This window comes from Blastococcus sp. TF02-09, assembly GCF_003319105.1.
Classification (GTDB): Bacteria; Actinomycetota; Actinomycetes; order Mycobacteriales; family Geodermatophilaceae; genus Blastococcus.
The window spans coordinates 84,721-108,637 of sequence record NZ_QOHH01000011.1 but is presented as its reverse complement, the minus strand read 5'-3'; the positions used below and the strand labels follow the sequence as shown (position 1 = coordinate 108,637).

Here is a 23,917-nt window from a genome sequence, read left to right as displayed (position 1 = left end):
GACCTACCCAGGACGGACTCGCGGTCGCAGCCGCTCTAAGGACGGGTGCTCACGCCTCCGGTCGATCCCGGTCCGCGGCGAAGACCTGCTTGGCCACGAGCGTCGCGGACACGGCACGGGGCCAGCCGGCGTAGAAGGCGAGGTGCGTGATCGCCTCGACCAATTCGGTCTCGCTCAGCCCGTTGGCCTTGGCGAGCTCGAGGTGTCCCACGAGCTGCTCGGTGCTGCCGTTCGTGACGAGAGCGGCGACGGTGATCAGGGAGCGGTCGCGGGCGGCCAGCTCGGGCCGTGCCCAGACGTCGCCGAAGAGCACGTCGTCGGTCAACTCGGCCAGCTTGGGGGCAATGTCTCCGACGAGGCGCTGCGCGGCCGAGGGTTCGGGTGCTCCCTCAGGAGTTGTGCTCACGGTGTCTCCAGCGGGTCAGAGCGCCTGGGCGCTCGGACGGACGAGGATCTCGTTCAGCGAGACGCTGCGCGGACGCGACAGCGCGAAGGCGATGACCTGCGCGACGTCATCGGGGCTGATGGCGGTGGCCGCGTAGAACTGCTCGACGCCCTGCTTGGTGGCCTCGTCGGTGATGTGGTTGGTCAGCTCGGTTGCGACCGCACCGGGCTCGATCACGGTCACCCGCACGTCCGGCTGCAGCTCCTGGCGCAGCGCCTCCGACCAGCCGTTCACGCCCCACTTGGTGGCGTGGTAGACCGCGCCGCCGGCGTGCGCGACCCGGCCGGCGACCGAGGAGAGGTTGACCAGGTCCCCGCCGCCGGGGCGCAGCTGGTCGAGGAACACCTCGGTCGCGGTCATCGCGCCGAGCAGGTTCACCTCCACCATCTGGCGCTGCTCGGCGCGCTGCTCGGAGGTGAACGACGCCAGCAGCATCACGCCGGCGTTGTTGATCAGGACGTCGGCGCCACCGAGCTCGTCGGCGACGCGCTGCGCGGCGGCGACGAGGGAGTCGCGGTCGGTGACGTCGGCGGCGATGGCGATCGAGCCGTTGCCGAGCTCGTCGGCCAGCGCCTGGATGCGGTCGGCGCGGCGGGCCAGCAGCGCGATGCGGTAGCCGTCGGCGGCCAGCGCGCGGGCGGTCGCCGCACCGATGCCCGAGGAGGCGCCGGTGATGACCGCGACGCGGCCGGAGGAAGGGGTGCTCATGAGGAACTCCGTGTGCTCGTGGGGAACGACAGACGCCTCCGCGGCCCTCAGCGGAGCCTCGCTCGGTGCGTCGTGAGCTCCACCATGCGCGCCCGTCCAGGGGCGTGCGAGGCCCTGTAAGAGGGGGATCAGCAGGGCCCCTCATGCGCCCCGCGTCGCGCCTAGCGTCTGTTGCACGGTCCGTCCGGACGACGGCCGCTCACCGCCGACCGGCGGTGGACGTCGGTGACTCCCGCAGCCACCACACCGGTTCAAGCGCCGTCGCGGCCTCACCCAATGCGACCGCTGACCCGCACGGAGCCCTCCCGCAGCTCCCTCACCAGAACAGGAACGTCCCCATGCCGCTCCAGCCTGACGGTCTGACCTTCGTCCTCTCCCCGAAGGTCGATCGCACACGCGTCACCTACACGAACCGCTACGGCATCACCATCGCCGCCGACCTCTACACCGCGAAGGACCTCGACAAGAGCGTCCAGCATCCCGCCCTCGTCGTCGGCCCCAGCCACGGCGGCGTGAAGGAGCAGATGTCGGGCTTCTGGGCCAACCAGCTCGCCGAGCGCGGCTACGTCGCTCTCGCGCACGATCCCTCCTACAAGGGCGACTCCGGCGGCGAGCCCCGCTTCGTGTCCTCGCCGGAGATCTTCATGGAGGACTTCAGCGCCGGCGTGGACTTCCTCGGCACCCTCGACTACGTCTCCCGCGAGCGCATCGGGCTGGTCGGCATCTGCGGCTCGGGCGGCTTCGGTCTCGGCGCTGCGCGCATGGACACCCGCATCAAGGCCGTCGTCACCGCCTCCATGTACGACATCGGTGAGAACTACCGCAACGGGTGGCAGCACTCGTGGAGCGACGCCGACCGTCACGCCGAGGCCGAGCGCCTCAACGCGCAGCGCTGGGCCGACGTCGACGCCGGCACGGTCAGCTACGACCCGGTCTTCCCGCCCGAGGTCCCCGAAGGTGTGGAGCTGGACCCGGTCACGAGCGAGTTCTTCGACTACTACGTCAAGAGCAACGACCGCGGTTACCACCCCCACTCCCAAGGCGGACACATCGCCGTCAGCCACCTCGGCTACATGGGCTACGGCGGCCTGCGCTACCTCGAGGACATCGGCCCCCGGCCCGTGCTGATGATCGTCGGCGAGCAGGCCTTCTCACGCTGGTTCTCCGAGGAGGCGTTCGAGCAGCTGGGCGAGCCGAAGGAGCTCGTCGTCGTGCCGGGCGCGCGGCACATCGACCTCTACGACCGCCTCGACCTCATCCCGTTCAACCAGGTCGACGAGTTCTTCACCAAGAACCTGTCGTAGGTCGTCTGCCCCTGAGTGGGTGCCTGTGCTCGGCGCCTACCCCAGGGAGATCGGGCCGCCCGATCCCTAAGGTGCAGGTCCCCACGCACGTCCAGCAACCAGACTGGTACCGAGCCGTGCCGTCCCTCGCCCACGCGGGATGCGCGACCGGTGAGAAGGAGAACTGAACTGTGGACGCCGCAGCCGACATCGCCGAGTTCCTGGCCAGCCGCCGGGCGCGGATCACCCCCGAGCAGGCCGGGCTGCCCAGCTACGGCCAGCGCCGGGTGCCCGGCCTGCGGAGGGAAGAGCTCGCGGCTCTGGCTGGAGTTTCTGCCGATTACTACCGGCGGCTGGAGCGCGGCCAGGTGACCGGCGTGTCCGAGCAGGTGCTCGAGGCGCTGGCGCGGGCGCTGCAACTCGACGATGCCGAGCGCACCCACCTGTTCGACCTGGTCCGGGCCACCAGCCCGGTCGCCCGTCGGCGCTCCCGCCCGGCAAGCCGGCGCATCCGCCCAGTCGTGCAGCGCCTGCTGAACCAGATCCAGGCGCCGGCGCTCGTCGCCAGCGTCCACGGGGACCTGCTCGCGGCCAATCCGCTCGGCCGGGCGCTGTACGCGCCGATCTTCGACAGCCGCGAGCAGCCCGCCAACTTCGCCCGGTTCACCTTCCTGGACCCCGCCGCCGCCGACTTCTACCCCGACTGGGCGCAGCTGGCGTCGGAGAGCGTCGCCTCCCTGCGCTCGCGGGCGGGGAGGAACCCCTACCAGCGGGACTTGCAAGACCTCATCGGCGAGCTGGCCACCCGCAGCGACGAGTTCCGGGTCCGATGGGCCGCCCATGACGTGCGGTTCCACCGCACGGGCCACAAGCGGCTGCACCACCCGATCGTCGGCGACCTGGAACTCGACTACGAGACGATGGCCCTCGAGGCCGACGAAGGCCTGGGCATGACCCTGTACGCCGCCGAAGCCGGCTCACCCTCCCAGCACGCTCTGGACATGCTGGCCAGCTGGACGGCGACCGCCGACCCGCTCGGGCGGCGCCCGGTCGGCGAGGTCCGCGACCTGTAAGGCGACCGCGCGGCACGTGACCGCATCCGGCCACCTGGCGTCAGCCGGTGAGATGTCGGATCTGTGCATCCACCAGCTGCGTGTCCGGCTCGGCTGCCGATCCCCGAGGAGCCACCCATGACCGCGGACACCCTGCTCGGCGTGTGCGCCCTCACCGCGACCGCGATGGTCGCGCTGGTGCTTGTCGCCGAGTCCGGCCTGCTAATCGGCATCGCCCTGCCCGCCGGTTCTCTGGTGCTCGGGCTGGGCGTCCTGGCCGGCGCGGGGAACGTGTCGCTGCCGCTCGCTGCGCTCAGCGTCGCCGTCGCCACCGTGCTCGGTGCAGCAGTCGGGCACCACACGGCCCGCCGACGGTCCGGCGACGCGTCGTCCACCGGAGTCCTCGGCCGCCGCTTGCCGCAGCGGGTCACCCGCCTGGCGGACCGGACCATGACGCCGTGGCGGGAGGCCATCGCGCGCCGGCCGGTCCGAGCTGCGGCAGCGGCTCAGTTCGTCGTCGGCGCCCGCACCCTCGCGCCCCGTCTCGCCGCCTCCGAAGGTGTTCCGCTTGCGACGATGCTGCGTGGCACGGCACCGGCGGCCGTCGTCTGGTCCACTGCGCTAATCGCGACCGGCGCACTCGCCGGCGCCGCCCTGCCGCTGATTCGCGACATCCTCACCGTCGCCGGCATCCCGCTGGCTGTGGCCGTGGCCGGCTGGCCACTCGTCCGCTCTCGCGCCCGGCGCGGGCCGGGGCCCCGGAGATCACAGGGGTTGTCCGACCGTCCGGTCTAGACCCCGCGGATGAGCCGTGACAGGAAGCGGATCGCGCCTTCGACGCGTGACTTGACCGCCCGGAGCGTCGAGAGGTCGAGAGGTAGGACGTGCAACCCTTAATCAGCGGGTTCGGGTTTCGACTCCTCGAGGCCCCCACTACGTCGCCTCGCTGCCCAGGTGCGCCCGGGCCCACAGGGCCGCGGAGGTCCGGTCGGACACCCCGATGCGCTGGAAGACATGGCTCAGGTGCGCCTTCACCGTTCCTTCGCGGATGCCCAGCCGGGTCGCGATCTGCTTGTTCGCCAGCCCCTGCGAGACCAGGCGCAGGACCGCGCGCTCTCGGTCGGTGAGCTCGGGGCGGGCCGCGAGCACCGGACCGCTGCGGAGGACCTCCCGGGCGACGCGGGGGTCCAGCGGGGACTCCCCCCGGGCCGCTGCCCGCAGGGCCTTGAGCAGGTCGTCCGGCTCGCTGTCCTTGAGCATGTAGCCGACCGCGCCGGCCTGGAAGGCGTCGACGATGCGCTCCCGGTCGGAGAAGGACGTGAGCACGAGGACGTAGGACGCCGGACTCAGGGCGAGGACGCGACGGGTGGCTGTCACCCCGTCCACCCGGGGCATGGACAGGTCCATGAGCACGACGTCCGGCAGCGTCCGCGCCGCCAGGTCCACGGCGACGTCCCCGTCCGGGGCGAGCCCGACGACCTGCATGTCCTCGGCCGCATCGATCACCCGCGCGAGCCCGGCCAGGACCACGCGGTGGTCGTCCACGACCAGCACCCGGATCATCTCGGCAGCACGAGCCGGAGCTCCGTTCCCTGCCCGGGCGCCGAGGTCACCGCGAGCGTGCCGCCGAGCACCTCCGCCTCGTCGGCGAGCCCGCGCAGGCCCAGGTGACCGGCCGCGACGGGTGCCGCCGGGTCGAAGCCGTCGCCGTCGTCGCGGACGGTCAGCGTCACCCGGCCGCCGGCGGGCCGGACGGTCAGCCGGATCTCGGTCGCCCGACCGTCGTGGACGGCGTTGCGCACCGCCTCGCGGGCGGCCCGGTACAGCGCGACCTCCAGGTGGTCGGGGAGCTCCAGGTCGTCCGGCAGGTCGAGGTGGACCTGGACCCCGCGGGCCCGGACGGGGTCGACGAGGTCGAGGAGCGCGGCCCGCAGACCGGAGCTGCGCAGGTTCGCCGGATAGAGGTCGATGAGCAGCGACCGCAGGCTGCGGACGCTGGTGCGGATGCTGGCCTCCGCGCCGTGCAGGTCCTCGGCGGCGTCGTGGTGCCCCGCGGCCCGGAGCGGGCCGGTGCCCGCGTTGATCAGGTAGCTGGCGCCGACGAGGTCCTGGACGACGCCGTCGTGCAGGTCTCGCGCCATGTGACGACGCTGGTCCTCGACCGCCTCCGCGCTGCGCCGCGACATGCGGGCGCGCTCGCGCTGCAGCCAGTGCAGGTTGGCCGAGGCGAGCCAGAACTGCAGCACCGCGAGGAGGCCCAGCGCCACGAGCCCGACCGCCGTGAACGACAGCAAGATGTCGCGCTGGCGCTGCTCGAGGATGTCGTAGCGGACGTAGGCCTCGAAGAGCATGCTCTCCCCGCCGTCGGTGCTGACGGCGGTGTAGACCTCGAGGAGTCGCGTGTCGCCGCCGCTCCGCTCCAGCCGGTTCTCCTCGGCGCTCAGGTCGCTGACACCGGTCCGGGAGCCCTCCGCCGCCCGGAGGACGTCGAGCAGCGCCTCGGCCAGGGGGAACGTCTGCCCGATCAGCTCCGCCTCGTCGCTGTAGACGATCCGCCCGTCCCCCGTCCAGAGCTTGACCCGCTCCACCGCCGTCTGCGGCAGGAGGTGGCCGCGGACGGCGTCGTCGAGAGCGGCGAGCGCCTCCGGGTCCCCGGCCAGCAGGCGGTCGCCCGTCGGCTCGACGAGGGTGCGGGCGACCGACTCGTTGAGCGTCCGGATGTCGATGAGCACCTCGTGCCGGGCCAGGCGGGCGCTCGCGAAGTACCCGCCGGCGACCACGACGGCGAGGATGACCAGGGTCCCGACCGTCATCCGGACGAGCACGCGGCGCGCGACGTTGGTGTCCCCCAGCGTGCGGCGGCCGTCCGCGAGCACGACGGTCCGGAGCTCGCTGACGTCGAGGTGGGCGCTCACGGAGTCCTCGGGGTCGGCCTCGGGAGGTGGCGCTGAGGCAGAGAAAGTGTGGCCTGCGTCACAGCCGTTGTCGAGGGTGTCGATCACCGGCGTCCTCGCAGTCCGACCCCGACCCGGGCGCGGATGAGGCTCCTCGCACCGCAGCGGAGGAGCCTCATCGCGGGTGTCACGCAGCGGGGGTCATCCGTCAGGGCGCGGTCAGCGGTGCGGAGACCGGCAGGCTCGGCGGGGTCAGCCGGTTCGCCGCCGGCACCGGGGACGGGAAGCCGAGCACGGCCAGCCGCCCGCGGACCTGGTTCTGCGCCTGGCAGTTCTGCGTGCAGTTCGTCGGCGGGTTGGCCACCTCGACGGCGTCCTCACCGGTGACGAAGCCCATCCGACCGCCGCTGGCGACGTCCCAGATCGACTGCCGGCCGCAGTGGTCGACGTCGGTGACGTACCGGCCGGCCGGATCGCAGTCCGGCTGGTCGATCCGGGTGGCGACCTGGGCGCTGTCCCGGGCGACGAGGTTGCGGGCGCCGGGGCCATCGCTGGCGATGTTGACCCGGGGGCTCACCTGGACGCAGAACTGCCCGGCCGGCCCGGTGGTGGCACTCGTGCACCCGGAGCCGAGGAACTGACCGATGCGGGCGCGGAAGTTCGGGTTGTCGAAGTACAAGGACTGCCCGCCGAGGGTGTGCACGATGCGGGTGCGGGTGCCGTCACCGCGCTCGGGCTCCATCTGGAAGATCCCGCCCTGCGCGCAGTCCTTGCTCTGGATCTTCATCGACAGCCCGGCACCCGTCCGCTCCAGCTCGATCGCCTCCCGGTCGAACTGGACGGAGATCGCGCTCGTGAGCCGCAGCCCCCGGTGGTCGGGGACCTTGCTCTCCCACACGACCGTGGGGGTGGTGACCATCTGCTCCCGGTTGGGCGCCCCGGTGAACAGGTGGTCGAAGACGGCGAAGTCGCTCGCCCGGACGGTGAACTGCTGGTGCCGGCCCCGCACCACGAAGCGGTCCCCGAGGCTGGCGGCCGTGATCGTGGCCCTCAGCCGCGTGCCGTTGCGCCCGTCGGCGACGACGGCGTTCGTCGTCGCGTTCACCAGCTGGTACCCCCCGCCCTCGCAGGCCTTGGACGACGCTGCCTGAGCCGGCGCCGCGAGCGCGATCACCCCACCCAGCAGCAGGGTGAGCGCGACCAGCCCCGCACGGACGCGGTGGGTGAGGTGCGGTCTGCGGCGACTGCGCCGTGCGGTCATGGGTCCTCCCGGGGTGTGGTGGGTGTGCACGGGAACCCTGGGAGGCCGCTGATCGCCGTCGCCAGTGAGCGTTGGGCCTAGGTCGCTCGACCTACGACGTTCGCTTACGGACCGCCGCAGGCGGCGGGATGGCCGCGTCCGGCCGGCGGGTATTGGATCGGGGACGAGCAGAGGAGGGCAGGTGCCTGTTGTCCGCGTGACCTGGATCGAGCCACCGGACGAGCTCGCCGGCGTGGTGGCCGAGGTCGCCGGCGCCGCGCTGGCCGCCGGTGTGGTCGAGCCGCGCGCAGGCACGGGGTTCCCCGGGCCACCCGGGCGGTACCGCCTCCTGCCCGAGGAGCTCTGGCGCACCATGGGCGCCGACGACCCGGTCCCGGTGTTCCTCCACGAGTCCTACGAGGCCGGCCTCGAGCGGTGGACGAGCATCCTCCCCGACGCGGCCGCGGAGGTGGCGATCGTCGCCCGGGTCCGCGACGCCGTCATGCACCTCGTGCAGACCAGGCTGGCGGCCGATCCCGAGGCCTTCTCGGCGAGCCCGACCGTGACCACGACCGAGCCCTCCCCCCGGGGCATGGTCGTGGTCGGCCGCTCCGTCGTCCTGCAGCCCAGCCGCCGGCGGCACCGCCCGGCGTCACCCGCAACCGGGAGCACGGACTGCGGCCGGGCGCCCTGATCCCGTCCTGGTCCGGTCGGCCGGCCCCGTGGGTCAGCGCAGGCTGGTCGCGTCGGCGACCGGGGTCCGCGTGAGCTTCCGCCAGATCCAGCTGGCCGGCACCCGCCGGTCGTGGACGACGTACTCGAGGACCGACGGGACAAGCAGCGTGGTGCCCAGCGCCCGGCGCGCGCCCGGGCGACCGGCCAGCAGCAGCTCGTCCCCGGGAGCGAGCACGAAATCTCCCTCGGGAGCGAGCGTGACCTCGCCGTCCCGCAGCACCATCAGCGGCACGGCGTGCAGGTGCTCCTCCCGGTCCTCCGGGTTGCGCAGGAGGTCGCCCAGGCGCGCGGACCCCGACGCGAGCCACCCGGCGAGCGCCGGCGCCTCCGTGCGGGTCAGCCGCACCTTCCACATCGCCTGCAGGCGGGTGCCGCACATCTGGGTCAGCCGGTCGATCAGGGCGGCCGCCCACGCGTCACCGCGCGCGGGCATCTCCCGCAGGAACCGCCACAGCAGCGGGGTGGACAGCTGCGCGTAGACCTCGTGGGCGATCAGCTCGCTCGGCACGAGCCGGGCGTCGATGCGCATGGACGCGAACAGCGGCGCGCTGGCCGGGCGGTTCTGCCGCGCCGCGATGAACAGCGAGGACGTGCTACGCCGGGCCGCGGCGACCAGGGACAGGTTGGTCGTGTCGTTGTCCGTGCCCGCGACGAGTCCGACGGCACGGTCGAGGTCGGCCTGCGCCAGGGTCCAGGGGTCCGACCCGTCACCGACGAGCAGTCCGGGGTCATCGACGTCCTCCGGGGAGTCGTCGATGACGGTCACCTCGAGACCCGCGGCCCGCAGGTCGGTGGTCAGCTCCCGGCCCATCCGGCCGTAGCCGCAGACGACCCAGCGTCCGTCCCGGGGCGGTGTGCCGCGGGCGCCCAGCTCCCCACCCGGACCGCTCTCCAGCCAGGTCAGCAGCTGGTAGGACGCCGGCGCTCGCAGCGCCAGCCGCAGGTGGTCGCCGAAGCGGTCGAACGGGTTCACCAGGCCGGGATTGCCGAAGGCCTGCATCCGCTCGGCGAGCACGCGCGAGGTGACCCGCGCGATCACCGGGAGCTCCGGACGCAGCAGCGCCGCCGCCATCACGATGGCGAGGTTGGCCTCCTCGTCGTCGGTGAGGGCCACGACCGCCTCGCACGACGGGTGGTCCAGCCCGGCGACGGCGAGGTGCCCCGGGTCGCGGGCGTCGGCGGTCAGCCCGGGCACATCGGCGTGGTACGAGTCCTGCTCCAGGCCGTCGATCCGGTCCGCCACCTTGTCCAGGACGACGATCCGCCGTCCGAGTTCGTCGAGCGAGTGCCCGAGGAGTTCTCCCGTCTGCCCGTAGCCGGCGATCAGCACGAAGGGCTCCCGCAGCCGGGACACCTTGCGGCTGAAGTGCTGCAACGCCAGGGCCGAGCGGAAGGCGCGGTCCTGCAGCAGCGCCAGGAGGGAGCCGATGGCGTAGGCCCAGCCGATCACGGTCAGGTAGATCGAGATGGTGACCCACATCCGCTGGCTGTAGGTGAACGGGTACGGCAGCTCCCCGAAGCCGATCGTCGACGCCGTGTAGCTCATGAAGTAGAAGGCGTCGAAGAACCCCATCCGGGTCGGCCGGCCGGCGGGGTCCACCCCGGGGATGAGCGTCAGCCCGAGCACGCTCACGGCGAAGATGACGATGAGGACGATGAGCGGCGTCCGCATGCGGCGCAGGATGAGGAAGATCGTCGCCGTCGCCTGCGCGGAGGACGCGGCCGCGACCCGGAGCGTGGCCCGGCGGTCGCGCCGCTCGTCGTCCTCGGTGTCGAAGAGGGACTTCCAGATGAGGAGCAGGGGGTTGCCCACGACGGCCTCCGGTCACCCGCGGTGGAAGGACGCCGTCTCCACGACGAGCAGCACGACCGACACGAGGTTGGCGAGCAGCGCGCCGCCCGACAGCGAGACGACGCTCGCCGTCCAGCCCGCGTCCATCCCGGCGGTGGACACGTACTCGGCGTAGCCGTAGGCCAGCGCGGCGGCGACCAGCTGGAGGACGGCGACCAGGCTCGTGGCCAGGTGGAAGGCGCCGATCTGCGTGCGGTCGCCGAACTTGAGCACCGTCGCGATCAGGTTGACCACGACCGCGGCGAACAGCTCGTACGGGTTGTGCAGCACGGGATCGTCGATGTCGCCGATGAAGAACCCGAAGTTCAACGTCGCCGCGAGCACGACGAAGAAGCCGAAGACCACCTTCTCGAGGTTCACCGCGCCTCCCTCCCTCGCGTCGTCGCACTGATCGTGGTGGCCGGGCGCCCGGTCCGCGCGTCGAGCGACGATCCCGGCATCGCGCGCGGTCGACGTCCGCCGTCCGTAGGGTGCCCCGGTGGCGTGGAAGCGGGCGGCGTTCGCCCTGTTCGCGGTGGCGGCAGGCACCAACGTCCCGACGCCGCTGCTGCTCGTCTACCAGGAGCGGCTGGGCCTCTCCCCCGAGGTGCTCACCAGCCTGTTCGGGGTCTACGCCGCCGGCCTCGTGCCCGCGCTGCTCGTCGCCGGCCCGCTGTCGGACCGCCTCGGCCGCCGCCGGGTCGCGCTGCCCGGAATGGTGCTCTCCGCACTCGCGTCGGTGGCCTTCGCCGCCGCGGGCGACGCCCTGGCGCTGCTCTTCCTCGCCCGCTTCGCGCAGGGCGTCGTGAGCGGCATGGTCTTCAGCGTCGGCAGTGCCTGGCTCGGTGAGCTGTCGAGCGCCTCCGGGGACGGCGCCGGCGGTCGGCGCGCGGCGTTCGCCATGACGGCGGGCTTCTCGCTCGGCCCGCTCACCAGCGGGCTGCTCGGCCAGTACGGGCCGGCGCCCACGGTGCTCCCCTACCTGGTCCACGTGGTGCTGGTCGGCATCGGGCTGGTGCTCGCCGTCGGGCTGCCCGAGACCGTCGACCTCCGGCGCGCCGGTCCCCGCGGGCCCGACCGCCCGGCCGGCGCCCCGCTGATCCGTCGCGGCGACGGCCTCCTGGTGGTCACGGTGATGGCGCCGGTCGCGGTGTGCGTCTACGCGTTCCCCTCGACGGTCATCAGCGCGGTGCCGCTGCTCGTGGACCTGCCCTACGGCGGGGTGGCGGTGACCGGCGTCCTGGCCGGGGTCACCCTCGGCGCCGGCACGCTCGTGGCCGGCCTGCAGCGGCGGCTGCTCGCGTGGACCGCCGTCGTCGGCGCCGGTCTGGGCGCGCTCGGCTTCACCGCCGCCGTCGCCTTCGCGACGACGGAGGCTCTCGCCTGGCTCGCGGTCGCCGCGCCGCTGCTGGGCGCCGGGGGCGGGCTGAGCCTCGCCGCCGGGCTGACGCTCACCGCCCGGCTGGCCGCACCGGCCCGGCTCGGCGCGCTGACGTCGCTGTTCCTGGCCTGCGCCTACCTCGGCTTCGCCGCGCCGTTCGCGATGGCCGTCGCCGCACGCGCGTCGTCCGCACCCGTGCCGCTGGCGGTGGCCGCCGCGCTCACCGCGGCGCTCGCGCTGCGCCTCGTGCCGGTCGCCCGCAGCGGCCGGCTGTAGACGACGACGGCGCCCCCTCCCGAGGGGAGGAGGCGCCGCCGTGTTCTTCGTCAGCCGGCGATGTCCGCGGCGAACTCGCCCTCGAAGGCGTCCTGGGCCACCTTCGCCCCACCCGGCTCGTCGGCCGGCACGAGGACGAAGCTCTCCAGGCTGGGCGACTTGCCGTTCTCGAAGCCCCGGATCGGGACGACGAGGCCGCCGGTGTCGACGTCCTCCAGGCCGTCGAACGCCTCCACCAGGCCGGCGCGGGTGAGGTCACCGTTCTCGCACGCGGCGTCCAGCACCTGGTTCATCAGGGTGGCCATGCCGTAGCCCACGAGCACGCCCAGGCTGGGCGTCACGTCGGGGTAGGCCTGCTGGTAGGCGTCCAGCAGATCGGCGTGGTCGGCGAAGGACGAGACCGGCGAGGCGACGTAGAGGTGCGTCTTGAGCCAGTCCGCCGTGGGACCGTCCAGCAGACCCGGCGCGAAGACCGGGTTGTTGCCCAGCATGGGCACGTCCAGCCCCTGGGCCTGCGCCACCGCCGCCACCGACGTCGTCTGGGCGGGGGCGACGGTCAGGGCGATCGCCTTGACGCCCGCCGCCTTGAACTGGGTGACCTGGGCACTCATGTCCGTGTCGGTGGACTTGATCTGGGCCTCGACGATGTTCAGGCCCTTGGCCTCCGCGACCGCCTGCGAGCCGGCCAGTCCGTTGGCTCCGTACTCGCCCTCGAAGTAGATGTGCCCGACGGTGTCCCCCTCCTTCAGCAGGCCCTGCTGGAGCAGGTAGTCGTAGCCGTTGGAGATCTCCACGTCGTACGTGGCGCCGACGACACCGGTGCCGGGGATCTCGGTGAGCGTCTTGGACCAGGCCGAGGGGAAGTTGACGATCTGGTCGGACTCGTACTCGGGCGCCAGCGCGGTGTTGATGGGCGAGCCGATGGTCTGCTGCATCGCGAGGATGCTGTCCTTCATCCCGCTGTAGAGCTGGACACCTGTCTGCGGCACGTAGCCGGTGTCCTGGACGTCGAGCTCCACGTCGTAGGTGTCGCAGACCTGGTTGTCCTCCCAGTACAGCGTGTTGGCGTTCGTGAGGTCCTTGCCGAGCGCGGCGAACACGCCCGTCAGGTCGGTGAGGACGCCGAGCTGGATGGTCGTGCCCTCGACCCCGACGTCGGTCTGGACATCGGCGGCGTCGCCTCCCCCGCCGCCTCCTCCGCTGGACTCCGGAGCCTTGGTGCTGCACCCCGCGGTGGCGGCGAGCAACACGGCTGCCAACGCTGCCGCGCTGCGCGAGACCGGACCGAGATTCATGACGTGCTCCCTTGGGCTGGTGGGTCGGACGGAACAGAGGTGGTGGAGTCGCTGGTGGCCGATGCGGACCGGTCGGCCGGGCCCCCGCCGGGGTCGCGGCCCCTCCGGCGGAACCGCGCAGCCAGGCCGGCCAGACCGGTCGGCTGGAAGAGGACGACGAGGATGATCGCCAGCCCGAACAGGTAGCGGGCCGCCTCGCCCGGGGCCAGGCCTCCCTCACCGGCTCCCCCGACCAGCGGGAGTGCATCGGCGTACCGCTGGAAGACCAGCGGCAGCGCGCTGACGAAGAGCGCGCCGAGGGCGGCGCCGCCCACGGAGCCCAGCCCGCCCAGCACGATCATGGCCAGGTAGAGGACCGACAGCTCCAGCCCGAACGACTCCGGCGCGATGCTGCCGATGGACAGGGCGTACATCACCCCCGACAGCCCCGCGTACATCGAGCTGACGAGGAAGACGCGGCCCTTGTAGCGCTGCACGTTGACGCCCATCACCGAGGCCGCGACCTCGCTGTCGCGCAGCGTCTCCAGCGCCCGGCCGGGGCGGCTGCGCAGCAGGTTGCGCGCGAACACGTAGGCGGCCAGAGCCAGGGCCAGACCGAGGTACCAGAGCCGCTCCGCCTCGCGGAAGGGCACCTCGAGGACGAACAGGTCGGGGTCGGTGTTGCCGAACGTGAACCCGAACAGCGAGAACTCCGGCGTCGAACGGCCGTTGAACCCGCCGGTCACCTGCGTCCAGCTGTTGAGCACGTGCTGGCCGATGAAGACCAGCGCCAGCGATGCGACGCCGAGGTAGATCCCGCGCAGCCGGGCCGCGATCGGGGAGAACAGCAACCCCGCGAGACCGGCCAGCAGGACCCCGGCGACCATGCCGACCAGCGGCGGCCACCCGAGCCCGCGGAGGTCGGCCAGCCCGATGCCGCCGGACTCGCCCGCCACGAACGTGTACGTGACGGCGCCGACGGCGAGGAAGAACGCGTGCGCCAGGGACAGCTGGCCGGTGGTCCCGACCAGCAGGTTCAGCCCGATCGCGCCGACGATCGCCCCGGCCACGGCGAAGCCGGTGCGCAGCCAGAACTCCTCGACGTAGAGGGGCAGCGCGAGCAGCACCAGCAGCGCGACGGCGAGCAGCAGCGGGCGCAGGTACGACCGGCGGGGAGCCGGTGCGGTGCGGCCGGCCCTGCGGGTCGCACCCCGGGTGGCGGTGGCGGTGGCGGTGGACTCAGACACGGGTCAGCTCCCGGGTGCCGAAGAGGCCGGACGGCCGGACCAGCAGGACCGCGATCATCACGATGTACGGGACGACGTCGCCGAACCCACGGCCCAGGAACAGCAGGTCGTCCTGGTAGCCGGCGGCGAGGGACTCGGCCACGCCGATGAGCAGCCCGCCCACCAGCGCGCCCCCGGTGGAGTCCAGCCCGCCCAGGATGGCGGCGGGGAAGGCGCGCAGCGCGACCGTGTACGCCGACGGGCTCACCCCCGGTGTCGGCGAGCCGACGAGGAACAGCGCCGCGACGCCGGTCAGGATGCCCGCCACGACCCACGCCAGCGCCGAGACCCGGCCCAGCCGGATGCCCATGAGCGCGGCCGTCTCGCCGTCCTCGGCCGACGCGCGCATCGCCACGCCCCAGCTGGAGAACTTGAAGGCCAGGAAGAACAGCGCGATGAGCAGGCCGGCCACGATGATGGCGATCAGCCGGTTCTCGCTGATGCCGACGTCGCCGATCTGCACCGAGTCGCCGCCCCACGGGTGCGGCACGTTGAGGATGTCGGAGCCGATCCGCCGGATCAGCTCGGTGAGCAGGATGATGTCGACGCCGATGGTCACGATCGCGAGGCTGATGACCGGCGCACCGCGCAGCCGGTTGATGATCAGCCGCTCGATGACGAACGCGGCCAGGGCCGTGATCGCGATCCCCACCAGGGCCGCGAGGTAGAAGCCGAGCGGGTCGGACAGCCGGGCGATGGCGTACGCCCCGAGCAGCAGCAGCGAGCCCTGGGTGAAGCTGACGACCTCGCTGGCCTTGAAGATGACCACGAAACCGAGGGCGATGAGCGCGTAGATCGCACCCAGGGAGATGCCGTTCAGGAGCAGCGACAGGAACTGGGTCACGACGTCGTCCCGGGGGTCTCGGAGGGGTGGGCAGCGGCGGCGGCCTCGGCGGCCTCGGAGGGGTCGATCTCGTCGCCGGAGCCGAGGTAGGCCCGGATGACCTCGGGATCGCTCTGCACCTCGGCCGGGGTGCCGTCGGCGATGCGGCGGCCGAAGTCGAGGACGGTCACCCGGTCGGCCAGGGACATGACCATGCCCATGTCGTGCTCGACGAGGATCACCGAGATCCCCAGCGCCGAGCGGATCTCGAGAACCGCCTCGGCCATGCGGTCGGTCTCCTCGGCGTTCATGCCGGCGACCGGCTCGTCGAGCAGCAGCAGCCGCGGCTCGGTGCACAGGGCCCGGGCGACCTCGACCCGCTTCTGGTCGCCGTAGGAGAGCACGCCCACCGGGGTGTGCAGCTTGTCGCCGAGGTCCAGGAACTCGGCGATCTCGGCCACCCGCCCGCCGTGCACCCGGCCCTCGCGGGTGGCCCGCGGGAGCCGGAGGCCCGCGGCGACGAACCCGGCGCGGGTGAGGTGGTGGCGTCCGAGCATCAGGTTCTCGGCCACGCTCTGAGCCGGCGACAGCGCGATGTTCTGGAAGGAACGGGCGACCCCGATGCCGGCGATCTGGTACGGCCGCATCCGGTCCAGCCGGTGCTCGCCGAACCGGACCTGGCCCTCGGCGGCCTTGTAGACGCCGGACAGGACGTTGAACATCGTCGACTTGCCGGCGCCGTTGGGCCCGATGATCGCGTGGATGGTGCCGGGCTCGACCGTGAACGAGACCTGCGACAGGGCCGTGATGGCGCCGAAGCGGACGGTGACGTCCTCCACGAGCACCGGGGGGACGTCCGAGCGGACGTCCGCGGCCGCGCTCACGCCGTCCACCGCGAGAGCTTCCGGCCCGACGTCGCGCGTCGCCGGGGTGCGGCACCGGCGGTGGCGTCGCCGTCGTGCCCGTCGTGGCCGAGGTAGAGGCGCTGCACCTCGTCGGTCTGCGCCAGCTGCCGGGCCTCCCCCGACAGCGACACCTCGCCGACGTCGAGCACGTAGGCCAGGTGGGCGACGCCGAGCGCCATGGTCGCGTTCTGCTCCACCAGCAGCACCGACGTGCCCTGCCGGTTGATCTCGGCGACGACCTCGCCGATCTGGCCGATGATCCGCGGCGCCAGCCCGAGGGAGGGCTCGTCGAGCAGCAGCACCTTGGGCTCGGCCATGAGCGCCCGGCCGATGGCGAGCATCTGCTGCTCGCCCCCGGACAGCAGGGCCCCGCGCTGCGACCTCCGCTCGCGCAGGACGGGGAACAGGTCGTAGACGCGGTCCTGGGCCCGGGCCTTCGCGGCCTTGTCCCGGCTGGCCATGCCCCCGGCGCGCAGGTTCTCCTCGACGGTGAGCCGGCCGAAGATCCGCCGTCCCTCCGGTACCTGGACCAGGCCCATGCGGACGGTCTGCGCGGGGTCCCGGGTGCCGATGTCGGTGCCGTCGAAGCGGATCGCGCCGGACTCGATCCGCCCGCGGTGCAGCCGCAGGGTGCCCGAGATGGCCCGCAGCAGCGTCGTCTTCCCGGCGCCGTTGCTCCCGAGGACGGCGACGACCTCGCCGTCGGGGACCTCCATGGACACGCCGCGGACCGCCTGCACGGCACCGCCGTAGGTCACGTGGACGTCCTCGATGCTCAGCACGGGCACCCTCCCTCTGGCTGTGATCCAGACCACATGCGGGGGACTCTAGGGGCAGGGTCACCCATTTCGCGGAACCGGTGCTCACGGTTCGATCACGTCTTGCGGGCCGCCCACCTCGGGGAAGGCGCCGGAGCCACCCGTCGTTGACCGGGCGTGCAGGTCTCCCGCGAGCTCGACGTCGTCGTCATCGGCGCGGGCCAGGCGGGGCTGTCCACCGCCCACGGGCTGCTGCGCCAGGGCTTCGCGCCGGGCACCGGGTTCGTCGTCCTGGACGCCGACGACGCACCGGGCGGCGCGTGGCAGCACCGCTGGCCTTCGCTCACCCTGACCACCACCCACCGGGTGCACGACCTGCCCGGCCTGGCCTTCACCCCCGACGACCCCGCCGCGCCCGCCGTCGAGTCCGTGCCCGCCTACTTCGCGGAGTACGAGCGGCACTTCGACCTGCCCGTGGTGCGGCCGGTCCGGGTCACCGCCGTGCACCGCACCGACGACGGCCGGTTCCGCGTCGAGAGCGACGCCGGGACCTGGACCGCACGTGCGGTGGTCAACGCGACCGGCACCTGGACCCGCCCGTTCGTGCCCCGCTACCCGGGGCAGGACCGGTTCCGCGGGCGGCAGCTGCACACCGTCGACTACCGCACCGCCGAGGAGTTCCACGGCCGGCACGTCGTCGTCGTGGGCGGCGGCGCCTCGGCCACCCAGCTGCTGGGCGAGATCAGCCGGGTCGCCTCGACCACCTGGGTCACCCGCCGGGAGCCGGTGTGGCGCGACGACGTCTTCGACGCCGACGCCGGTCGCGCCGCGGTCGCCCTGGTCGAGGAGGCGGTGCGCGAGGGCCGCCGTCCGGGCAGCGTCGTCGGCGTCACCGGGCTGCTGACCTCCACCCCCTACGTGCGCGACGGCCTCGACCGCGGCGTGCTGCAGCGCCGGCCGATGTTCGACCGCATCACCCCCGACGGCGTCGCCTGGGACGACGGCACGACCGTCCGCGCCGACGTCCTCCTCTGGGCGACCGGCTTCCGCGCCGCCGTCGGCCACCTGGCCCCGCTGCACCTGCGCACGCCGGGCGGCGGCATCCGGATGGACGGCACCCACGTCGCGGGCGAGCCGCTGCTGCACCTCGTCGGCTACGGCCCGTCGGCGAGCACCATCGGCGCCAACCGGGCCGGTCAGGCCGCCGCCCGGGAGCTGCGCCGGCTGCTCCGCCCGGACCTCGCCCGCACCGCATGACGAGGGCATGCCCGTAGGGGGAGGTTCAGGGTCCGCTCAGGGCGCTCCCCGATGTGCCGGGCACCCCCGCGCCGCGAGGCTTCCGGCCATGACTCCTCCGATCCCGTCCCCGGGCCCGCGGCCATGATCACCGTCTCGGGCCTCACCAAGACGTACGGCGGCACGGTCGCCGTCGACGACGTCTCCTTCACCGTCGCCGACGGCCGGGTGACCGGCTTCCTCGGCCCCAACGGCGCCGGCAAGTCGACGACGATGCGCATGCTGCTCGGCCTCGACCGGCCGACCGCCGGCAGCGTGACCGTCAACGGCCGCCGCTACCAGGACTCCCCCGCCCCGCTCCGCGAGGTCGGCGCCCTGCTCGAGGCCAGGGCGCTGCACCCCGGCCGCTCCGCCCGCGACCACCTGCGCTGGCTGGCCGCGAGCAACCGGATCCGCACGAGCCGGGTGGACGAGGTGCTGGAGCTCGTCGGGCTCGCGGCGGTCGCCGGCACCCGCGTCGGCGCCTTCTCCCTGGGCATGGGGCAGCGGCTGGGCATCGCGGTCGCGCTGCTGGGCGACCCGCCCGTCGTCGTCCTCGACGAACCGGTCAACGGCCTGGACCCCGAGGGCATCCGCTGGGTGCGCACCCTGGCCCGGCAGCTGGCCGCCGAGGGGCGCACCGTGTTCATCTCCAGCCACCTCATGTCGGAGATGGCGCTGACCGCCGACCACCTGGTGGTCATCGGCCGGGGCCGGATCCTCGCCGACTGCTCGATGCGCGACTTCATCGCCGAGCACGCCGCCTCCTACGTGCTGGTCCGCTCGCCGCAGCACGGGCAGGTCGCCGACCTGCTGCGCGGTGCGGGCGCGGAGGTCACCCCTGTCGACGGCGAGCTGCACGTGCAGGGCCTGGACGCCGCGGCCGTGGGCGAGCTGGTCGGCGACAAGGGCCTGTACCTGCACGAGCTGACCCTGGTGCGCTCCTCGCTCGAGGACGCCTTCATGACGCTGACCGCCTCGAGCGTCGAGTACGCCGCCCGCCCCCGGACCGAGCTGGCAGGAGCCTCCCGATGACCGTCACCGCCACCAGCAGCACCGTCACGCTGGACCCGCGGCGCAACGTACCGGGGACGCGGCCGGGCTTCGGCTCGACGCTGCGCGCCGAGTGGATCAAGTTCTGGACGGTCCGCTCCACGACGTGGTCGGTCGTGATGCTGTTCGTGCTGGGCGCCGGCATGACGGCGCTCATCTGCGCGACCAACGCCGAGTGGCTGGCCAGCGGCGAGGCCGACGAGGACCCCGGCTCCTTCCTCACGTTCGGCATGACGTTCGCCCAGATCACCGCGATCGTGCTCGGCACGCTGGCGGTCACCAGCGAGTACGGCACCGGGATGATCCGGGCGACCCTCGCCGCCACCCCGCGCCGCGGCCGGGTCCTCGCGGCGAAGGCCGTCGTCCTGACCGGCACCCTGTTCGTGGCCGGCACCGTCACCGCGTTCGCCGGGTACTTCGCCGGCAACTGGTTCCTCGACCGGGAGGGCGTGGGCCTGGCCCTGAGCGACGACGGCGTGCTCCGCGCGATGCTCGGCGGCGGTCTCTACATGGCCGGGCTGGGGCTCTTCGCCGCCGCCGTCGGGCTGCTGGTGCGGCACACCGCCGCGGCCCTGTCGGTCGTGCTGGCGCTGGTCTTCGTGCTCGGGAACATGGCCTTCCTGCTGCCCGGCGCGTGGGGCGAGTGGATCGCGAAGCTCATGCCGGGCAACGCGGGCTCCTCGGTCGCCGTCCCGGTCAACTTCAACCCCGAGGCGCTGGCCCCGTGGACCGGGTTCGCCGCCTTCGCCGCCGAGACCGCCGTCCTCCTGGTCGTGGGCTGGTTCGCCTTCCAGCGCCGCGACGCCTGAAAAACACCCCCTGCCCCCCGGCCGCCCCGGCCGGGGGACAGTGGTGCGGTGACAGCTGCAGACCCGGCCGCCGAGGGGCGCCGCCGCGCCGACGACTTCCTGACCCTGCTGACGGCGGAGGACCCCGCCGCCGACGCGCTCCTCGCCGACCTCACCGAGGTCCGCGACCTCGTCTTCCTGGGCGCCGGGCTCACGGCGATCGCCCGCGCCGAGGGCCGGGCGCTGCCCACCGCGCAGCGGGCGCAGGCCAGCACCCGCCAGACGAACCTCGGTCAGCTGCGGGACCGGTCCCGCGGCGACGTCGAGGGCCTGCGCGCCTGGCTGCGGAAGTCCGGTGAGGAGATCCTCTTCATCCGGTCGCTGCACGCCGCCGCGCAGCAGCTCCCGGGCTGAGGTCCCGGGAGCGGCTCGGCCGGGCCGCCGCCGCGGCCACGGGCAGCAGCGCGGCGAGCGCGGCCGCGACCACCACGTAGGTCCAGTCCAGGCCGATGCCCGCGGCCACCAGGCCGAGCGCCAGGGCACCGGCGGCCGTCCCGGCGTCGAAGAAGGCGTTCCACATGGCGCTGGCCGCCGTCGTCCCGGACTCGCCGGCACGGGTGAAGGACGTCAGGAGCGTCAGGTTCTGGACGGCGCCGAAGCCGGTGCCGAACACCGCGGCACCGGCGAGCACCCACGCGTCGCCGGCTACCAGCCCGAGGGCGATGGCGAGCAGCCCGACGGCCACGAGCACGACGGCGAGCGGCAGCAGCAGCCGGACGCCCAGCCGGTCGGCGAGCATCCCCGCGCGCCAGCGGCTCACCGCGCCGGTCGCGCCGAACAGCAGCAGCGCCGCGGTGGCCAGCGCGCCGTCCGGCCGCTCGATGGGCAGGAACGTCACCACGCCGCCGCCGGCCATGGTCACCACGAACAGGACCGCGGACGGCGCCACGGCCGCGAGCACCGCGGCACGGTTGGTGCCGGCCGCCCCGGCCCCGGGCTGCGGCCCCACCTGACGCATGAGCAGCGGCACCAGCGGGATGCCCAGCAGCGGCGACGCCCCCAGCCAGGACAGCGCCGCCACCGAGTCGCCCAGCACCAGCGCCACCCCGCCGGGCACCGCGACCAGGTTGGGGACGGCGATGGCCAGGCCGTACAGCCCGATGGACTCCCCGCGCCGCTCGGGCGGGGCGACCTGCGCCGACAGCGTGGCACCGAGCACGGTCAGCACGGCGAAGCCCGCGCCCCGGACGGCGGACAGCGCGCTGATCCAGGCCACGCCGTCGTCGAGCGCGTACAGCGGCGACGGGATCCCCATGGCCGCGAGCCCCACCGCGAGCACCGGGCCGACCCCGAACCGGGCGGTGAGCGCCGGGACGGTCGCCTGCACGGCGATCGTGCAGACCAGGAACACCGCGGTGACCACCCCGGCGGTGCTCTCGTCGGCCCCGCCCCGGACGGCGTACACGGGCAGCGAGGCGAGGGTCAGGCAGTAGCTGGCGAACCCCAGGAACGTCACCCCGATCAGGGCCTGCATCCCCCGCGACCGCCACAGCGACGTCCGCACCTGCGTTCCTGCCTCGCTCACCTGCAGAGGATCTCAGAGGACTCCGCTCCTCCCGGACGACGGCGCCGGGTGGGTGCGGTAGGCAGGAGCGGTGCCGCTGCTCACGGTGGGCCACGGCCCGCGCGACCGCTTGGCGCTCGGCGCCGCCCTGGTCGACGCCGGGCTGGGCCTGCTGGTCGACGTCCGTCGCTTCCCCGGCAGCCGGAGCAACCCCGACGTCCGCCGGGAGGCGCTCGAGGAGTGGCTGCCACCGCTGGGCATCGGCTACCGCTGGGACGCCCGGCTCGGTGGCCGCCGCAGCCTCCCGGCGGACGCCCCGGTCAAGGACGGCTGGTGGACCGTGCGCCAGTTCGCGGCCTACGCGGCGCACACCCGGACGCCGGAGTTCGCCGCCGCCCTCGACGAGCTGCTGGCCGCCGCCGCGACGGCCACGGTGGCCGTGATGTGCAGCGAGAGCGTGTGGTGGCGCTGTCACCGGCGGCTCATCGCGGACGTCGCCGTCCTGGGCCGGGACGTGCCGGTGACCCACCTGATGCCCGACGGCCGCCGGGCGCCGCACCGTCCCTCCGAGGGTGCCGTGGTCGGTGCCGACGGCCTCGTCCACTGGCCGGCTCGCTGACGGACGACGCGTCCTCCCTCACCGCAGCGCGTCCTCCCTCACCGTCCACCGCCGGGTAGGACGCGCTGGGATCAGGTGACCTGATCCCAGCGGCCTAGCGCATGTGTGGGTAGCGGTGGTCGGTCGCCGGGACGAACGTCTCCTTGATCGACCGGGTGCTCGTCCAGCGCAGCAGGTTCTGCGCGGCGCCGGCCTTGTCGTTCGTGCCCGACGCCCGGCCCCCGCCGAACGGCTGCTGCCCGACGACGGCGCCGGTGGGCTTGTCGTTGACGTAGAAGTTGCCCGCGGCGTGGCGCAGCACCCGCTGCGCGAGCGCGATCGCCGTGCGGTCCTGCGCGATGACCGAGCCGGTGAGCGCGTAGGGGGCGACCGATTCCAGCTGCGCCAGCACCGCGTCGTAGCCGGCGTCGTCGTACACGTGCACGGCGAGCACCGGCCCGAAGTACTCCGTGGTGAAGACGTCGTGGCCCGGATCGGTGCCCTCGACGATCGTCGGCCGCACGAAGAAGCCCTCGCTGTCGTCGGCGGTGCCACCGGCGATCACGGTCAGCGCGTCGTCGTCCCGGATGCGGTCGAGCAGGCCGGCCAGCCGGGAGAACGCCCTCCGGTCGATGACCGCACCCAGGAAGTTCGACAGGTCGGTGACGTCGCCCATCGGCAGCGACTCGGTGACGCCGACCAGCTCGTCCCGCAGCCGCGCCCACACCGAACGCGGCACGTAGGCCCGCGACGCCGCCGAGCACTTCTGCCCCTGGTACTCGAAGGCGCCCCGCACCAGCGCGGTCCGCAGCACGTCGGGGTCGGCCGAGGGGTGCGCGACGACGAAGTCCTTGCCGCCGGTCTCGCCGACGATCCGCGGATAGGCCCGGTAGCCGGCGATGTTCTCGCCGACCGTCCGCCACAGGTGCTGGAACGTCGCGGTGGACCCGGTGAAGTGGATGCCGGCCAGGTCGCGGTCGGCCAGCGCGACGTCGGACACGGCGGCACCGTCGCCGGTCACCATGTTGATCACCCCGTCGGGCAGCCCCGCCGCCTCGAGCAGGCGCAGCACGAAGTGCGCCGCGAACTGCTGCGTCGGCGACGGCTTCCAGACCACCGTGTTGCCCATGAGCGCCGGCGCGGTGGGCAGGTTGCCGGCGATCGCGGTGAAGTTGAACGGCGTGATCGCGTAGACGAAGCCCTCGAGCGGCCGGTGGTCGACCCGGTTCCACACGCCCGGCGAGGAGACCGGCTGCTCGGCCAGCACCTGCCGGGCGAAGTGCACGTTCCAGCGCCAGAAGTCCACCAGCTCGCAGGCGGCGTCGATCTCGGCCTGGTAGGCGGTCTTGCTCTGCCCGAGCATGGTGGCGGCGTTCAGCGTCTGCCGCCACGGGCCGGCGAGCAGGTCGGCGGCCTTGAGGAACACCGCGGCGCGGTCGTCGAAGGGCAGCTCCTGCCACGCGGGCGCGGTCTCCCGCGCGCAGCGGACCGCCTCCTCGGCGTCGGCGTGGGTCGCCTGGGCCGAGGTGCCGAGGACGGCGGCGTGCCGGTGCGGCTGCACGACGTCGAACCGGTCACCGCCGGCCATCCGCTGCCGCCCGCCCACGGTCAGGGGCAGCTCGACCGGCGTCGCGGCCAGCTCGGCCAGCCGGCGTTCCAGCGCCGCCCGCTCGACGGATCCGGGTGCGTGGTCGAGGACCGGCTCGTTGCGCGGCTCGGGCACGCGGGTGATGGCGTCCATGGCGGCA

24 protein-coding genes are annotated in these 23,917 nt (G+C 73.4%); 10 read left to right on the top strand and 14 right to left on the bottom strand.

Going from position 1 to position 23,917, the window contains the following annotated elements; translation table 11 throughout:
- Positions 1–49: 49 nt before the first annotated feature.
- Both DQ239_RS16410 and DQ239_RS16405 read right to left on the bottom strand, forming a co-directional pair.
- Positions 50–406, bottom strand: a complete 357-nt coding sequence (locus DQ239_RS16410; protein ID WP_113835487.1) for a carboxymuconolactone decarboxylase family protein — start codon at positions 404–406, stop codon at positions 50–52.
- A gap of 15 nt (positions 407–421) precedes the next feature.
- Complete coding sequence (locus DQ239_RS16405; protein ID WP_113835486.1) at positions 422–1,153, bottom strand: SDR family oxidoreductase; 732 nt, start codon at positions 1,151–1,153, stop codon at positions 422–424.
- A gap of 338 nt (positions 1,154–1,491) precedes the next feature.
- Here DQ239_RS16405 and DQ239_RS16400 point away from each other — a divergent pair, with 338 nt between their 5' ends.
- From DQ239_RS16400 to DQ239_RS16390, 3 genes are all read left to right on the top strand, one after another.
- Entirely contained in the window at positions 1,492–2,457 is a 966-nt protein-coding gene (locus tag DQ239_RS16400; RefSeq protein ID WP_113835485.1) for an alpha/beta hydrolase, read from the top strand.
- A 170-nt stretch (positions 2,458–2,627) separates the two neighbouring features.
- Positions 2,628–3,509: a helix-turn-helix transcriptional regulator gene (locus DQ239_RS16395; protein WP_113835484.1), complete on the top strand. Its 882-nt coding sequence runs from the start codon at positions 2,628–2,630 to the stop codon at positions 3,507–3,509.
- A gap of 117 nt (positions 3,510–3,626) precedes the next feature.
- Positions 3,627–4,283, top strand: a complete 657-nt coding sequence (locus DQ239_RS16390; RefSeq protein ID WP_113835483.1) for a hypothetical protein — start codon at positions 3,627–3,629, stop codon at positions 4,281–4,283.
- Between the two features lie 138 nt (positions 4,284–4,421).
- Here the strand turns inward: DQ239_RS16390 and DQ239_RS16385 are convergent, their stop codons facing one another.
- The 3 genes from DQ239_RS16385 to DQ239_RS16375 form a co-directional block, all read right to left on the bottom strand.
- Entirely contained in the window at positions 4,422–5,051 is a 630-nt protein-coding gene (locus tag DQ239_RS16385; protein WP_113835482.1) for a response regulator transcription factor, read from the bottom strand.
- Positions 5,048–6,403 (bottom strand): ATP-binding protein, encoded by a 1,356-nt coding sequence (locus DQ239_RS16380; RefSeq protein WP_113835481.1) that lies wholly within the window; start codon positions 6,401–6,403, stop codon positions 5,048–5,050. The genes DQ239_RS16385 and DQ239_RS16380 overlap by 4 nt, the downstream gene beginning before the upstream one ends.
- Positions 6,404–6,590: 187 nt before the next feature.
- Positions 6,591–7,643 (bottom strand): hypothetical protein, encoded by a 1,053-nt coding sequence (locus tag DQ239_RS16375; RefSeq protein ID WP_113835480.1) that lies wholly within the window; start codon positions 7,641–7,643, stop codon positions 6,591–6,593.
- 181 nt (positions 7,644–7,824) lie between these two features.
- Here DQ239_RS16375 and DQ239_RS16370 point away from each other — a divergent pair, with 181 nt between their 5' ends.
- The gene (locus tag DQ239_RS16370; protein ID WP_147252148.1) at positions 7,825–8,316 is read left to right on the top strand and encodes a hypothetical protein; all 492 of its coding nucleotides are present in this window, start codon (positions 7,825–7,827) and stop codon (positions 8,314–8,316) included.
- Positions 8,317–8,349: 33 nt separating this feature from the next.
- On the opposite strand, the gene DQ239_RS16365 is transcribed toward DQ239_RS16370, so the two are convergent.
- Both DQ239_RS16365 and DQ239_RS16360 read right to left on the bottom strand, forming a co-directional pair.
- Positions 8,350–10,170, bottom strand: coding sequence for a potassium channel protein (locus DQ239_RS16365; RefSeq protein WP_199583073.1), 1,821 nt, complete (start codon positions 10,168–10,170; stop codon positions 8,350–8,352).
- Between the two features lie 12 nt (positions 10,171–10,182).
- On the bottom strand, positions 10,183–10,569 hold the full coding sequence (locus tag DQ239_RS16360; protein WP_113835478.1) for a DUF6394 family protein: 387 nt from the start codon (positions 10,567–10,569) through the stop codon (positions 10,183–10,185).
- Between the two features lie 118 nt (positions 10,570–10,687).
- Between DQ239_RS16360 and DQ239_RS16355 the strand changes: the two genes are divergently transcribed.
- Positions 10,688–11,845: an MFS transporter gene (locus DQ239_RS16355; RefSeq protein ID WP_113835477.1), complete on the top strand. Its 1,158-nt coding sequence runs from the start codon at positions 10,688–10,690 to the stop codon at positions 11,843–11,845.
- A gap of 50 nt (positions 11,846–11,895) precedes the next feature.
- Here the strand turns inward: DQ239_RS16355 and DQ239_RS16350 are convergent, their stop codons facing one another.
- Genes DQ239_RS16350 through DQ239_RS16330 form a run of 5 tightly spaced genes read right to left on the bottom strand, consistent with a single transcriptional unit; the run spans position 11,896 to position 16,915 of the window.
- Positions 11,896–13,140, bottom strand: a complete 1,245-nt coding sequence (locus tag DQ239_RS16350; protein ID WP_113835476.1) for an ABC transporter substrate-binding protein — start codon at positions 13,138–13,140, stop codon at positions 11,896–11,898.
- Entirely contained in the window at positions 13,137–14,366 is a 1,230-nt protein-coding gene (locus DQ239_RS16345) for a branched-chain amino acid ABC transporter permease (RefSeq protein ID WP_113835475.1), read from the bottom strand. Before DQ239_RS16345 ends, DQ239_RS16350 begins: the two co-directional genes overlap by 4 nt.
- Entirely contained in the window at positions 14,359–15,249 is an 891-nt protein-coding gene (locus tag DQ239_RS16340) for a branched-chain amino acid ABC transporter permease (RefSeq protein WP_113835474.1), read from the bottom strand. The genes DQ239_RS16345 and DQ239_RS16340 overlap by 8 nt, the downstream gene beginning before the upstream one ends.
- Positions 15,246–16,112 carry an ABC transporter ATP-binding protein gene (locus DQ239_RS16335; protein WP_113835541.1) on the bottom strand — a complete coding sequence of 289 codons (867 nt, stop codon included), beginning with the start codon at positions 16,110–16,112 and terminating at the stop codon, positions 15,246–15,248. Before DQ239_RS16335 ends, DQ239_RS16340 begins: the two co-directional genes overlap by 4 nt.
- The gene (locus DQ239_RS16330; RefSeq protein ID WP_113835473.1) at positions 16,109–16,915 is read right to left on the bottom strand and encodes an ABC transporter ATP-binding protein; all 807 of its coding nucleotides are present in this window, start codon (positions 16,913–16,915) and stop codon (positions 16,109–16,111) included. Before DQ239_RS16330 ends, DQ239_RS16335 begins: the two co-directional genes overlap by 4 nt.
- A gap of 153 nt (positions 16,916–17,068) precedes the next feature.
- Between DQ239_RS16330 and DQ239_RS16325 the strand changes: the two genes are divergently transcribed.
- The 4 genes from DQ239_RS16325 (at position 17,069) to DQ239_RS16310 (ending at position 20,421) form a co-directional block, all read left to right on the top strand.
- Positions 17,069–18,148 (top strand): NAD(P)-binding domain-containing protein, encoded by a 1,080-nt coding sequence (locus tag DQ239_RS16325; protein WP_113835472.1) that lies wholly within the window; start codon positions 17,069–17,071, stop codon positions 18,146–18,148.
- 123 nt (positions 18,149–18,271) lie between these two features.
- A complete protein-coding gene (locus DQ239_RS16320) occupies positions 18,272–19,201 on the top strand; it encodes an ABC transporter ATP-binding protein (protein WP_113835471.1) in 930 nt (309 codons plus the stop codon).
- Positions 19,198–20,028, top strand: a complete 831-nt coding sequence (locus DQ239_RS16315) for an ABC transporter permease subunit (RefSeq protein WP_113835470.1) — start codon at positions 19,198–19,200, stop codon at positions 20,026–20,028. Before DQ239_RS16320 ends, DQ239_RS16315 begins: the two co-directional genes overlap by 4 nt.
- A 48-nt stretch (positions 20,029–20,076) precedes the next feature.
- The gene (locus DQ239_RS16310) at positions 20,077–20,421 is read left to right on the top strand and encodes a hypothetical protein (RefSeq protein WP_113835469.1); all 345 of its coding nucleotides are present in this window, start codon (positions 20,077–20,079) and stop codon (positions 20,419–20,421) included.
- Here DQ239_RS16310 and DQ239_RS16305 read toward each other — a convergent pair.
- A complete protein-coding gene (locus DQ239_RS16305) occupies positions 20,378–21,592 on the bottom strand; it encodes an MFS transporter (RefSeq protein ID WP_233489378.1) in 1,215 nt (404 codons plus the stop codon). The genes DQ239_RS16310 and DQ239_RS16305 overlap by 44 nt on opposite strands.
- Before the next feature lie 70 nt (positions 21,593–21,662).
- Here DQ239_RS16305 and DQ239_RS16300 point away from each other — a divergent pair, with 70 nt between their 5' ends.
- Positions 21,663–22,190, top strand: coding sequence for a DUF488 domain-containing protein (locus tag DQ239_RS16300; protein WP_113835468.1), 528 nt, complete (start codon positions 21,663–21,665; stop codon positions 22,188–22,190).
- Between the two features lie 94 nt (positions 22,191–22,284).
- On the opposite strand, the gene pruA is transcribed toward DQ239_RS16300, so the two are convergent.
- Positions 22,285–23,910 carry an L-glutamate gamma-semialdehyde dehydrogenase gene (gene pruA, locus DQ239_RS16295; protein WP_113835467.1) on the bottom strand — a complete coding sequence of 542 codons (1,626 nt, stop codon included), beginning with the start codon at positions 23,908–23,910 and terminating at the stop codon, positions 22,285–22,287.
- Between the last annotated feature and the right edge of the window lie 7 nt (positions 23,911–23,917).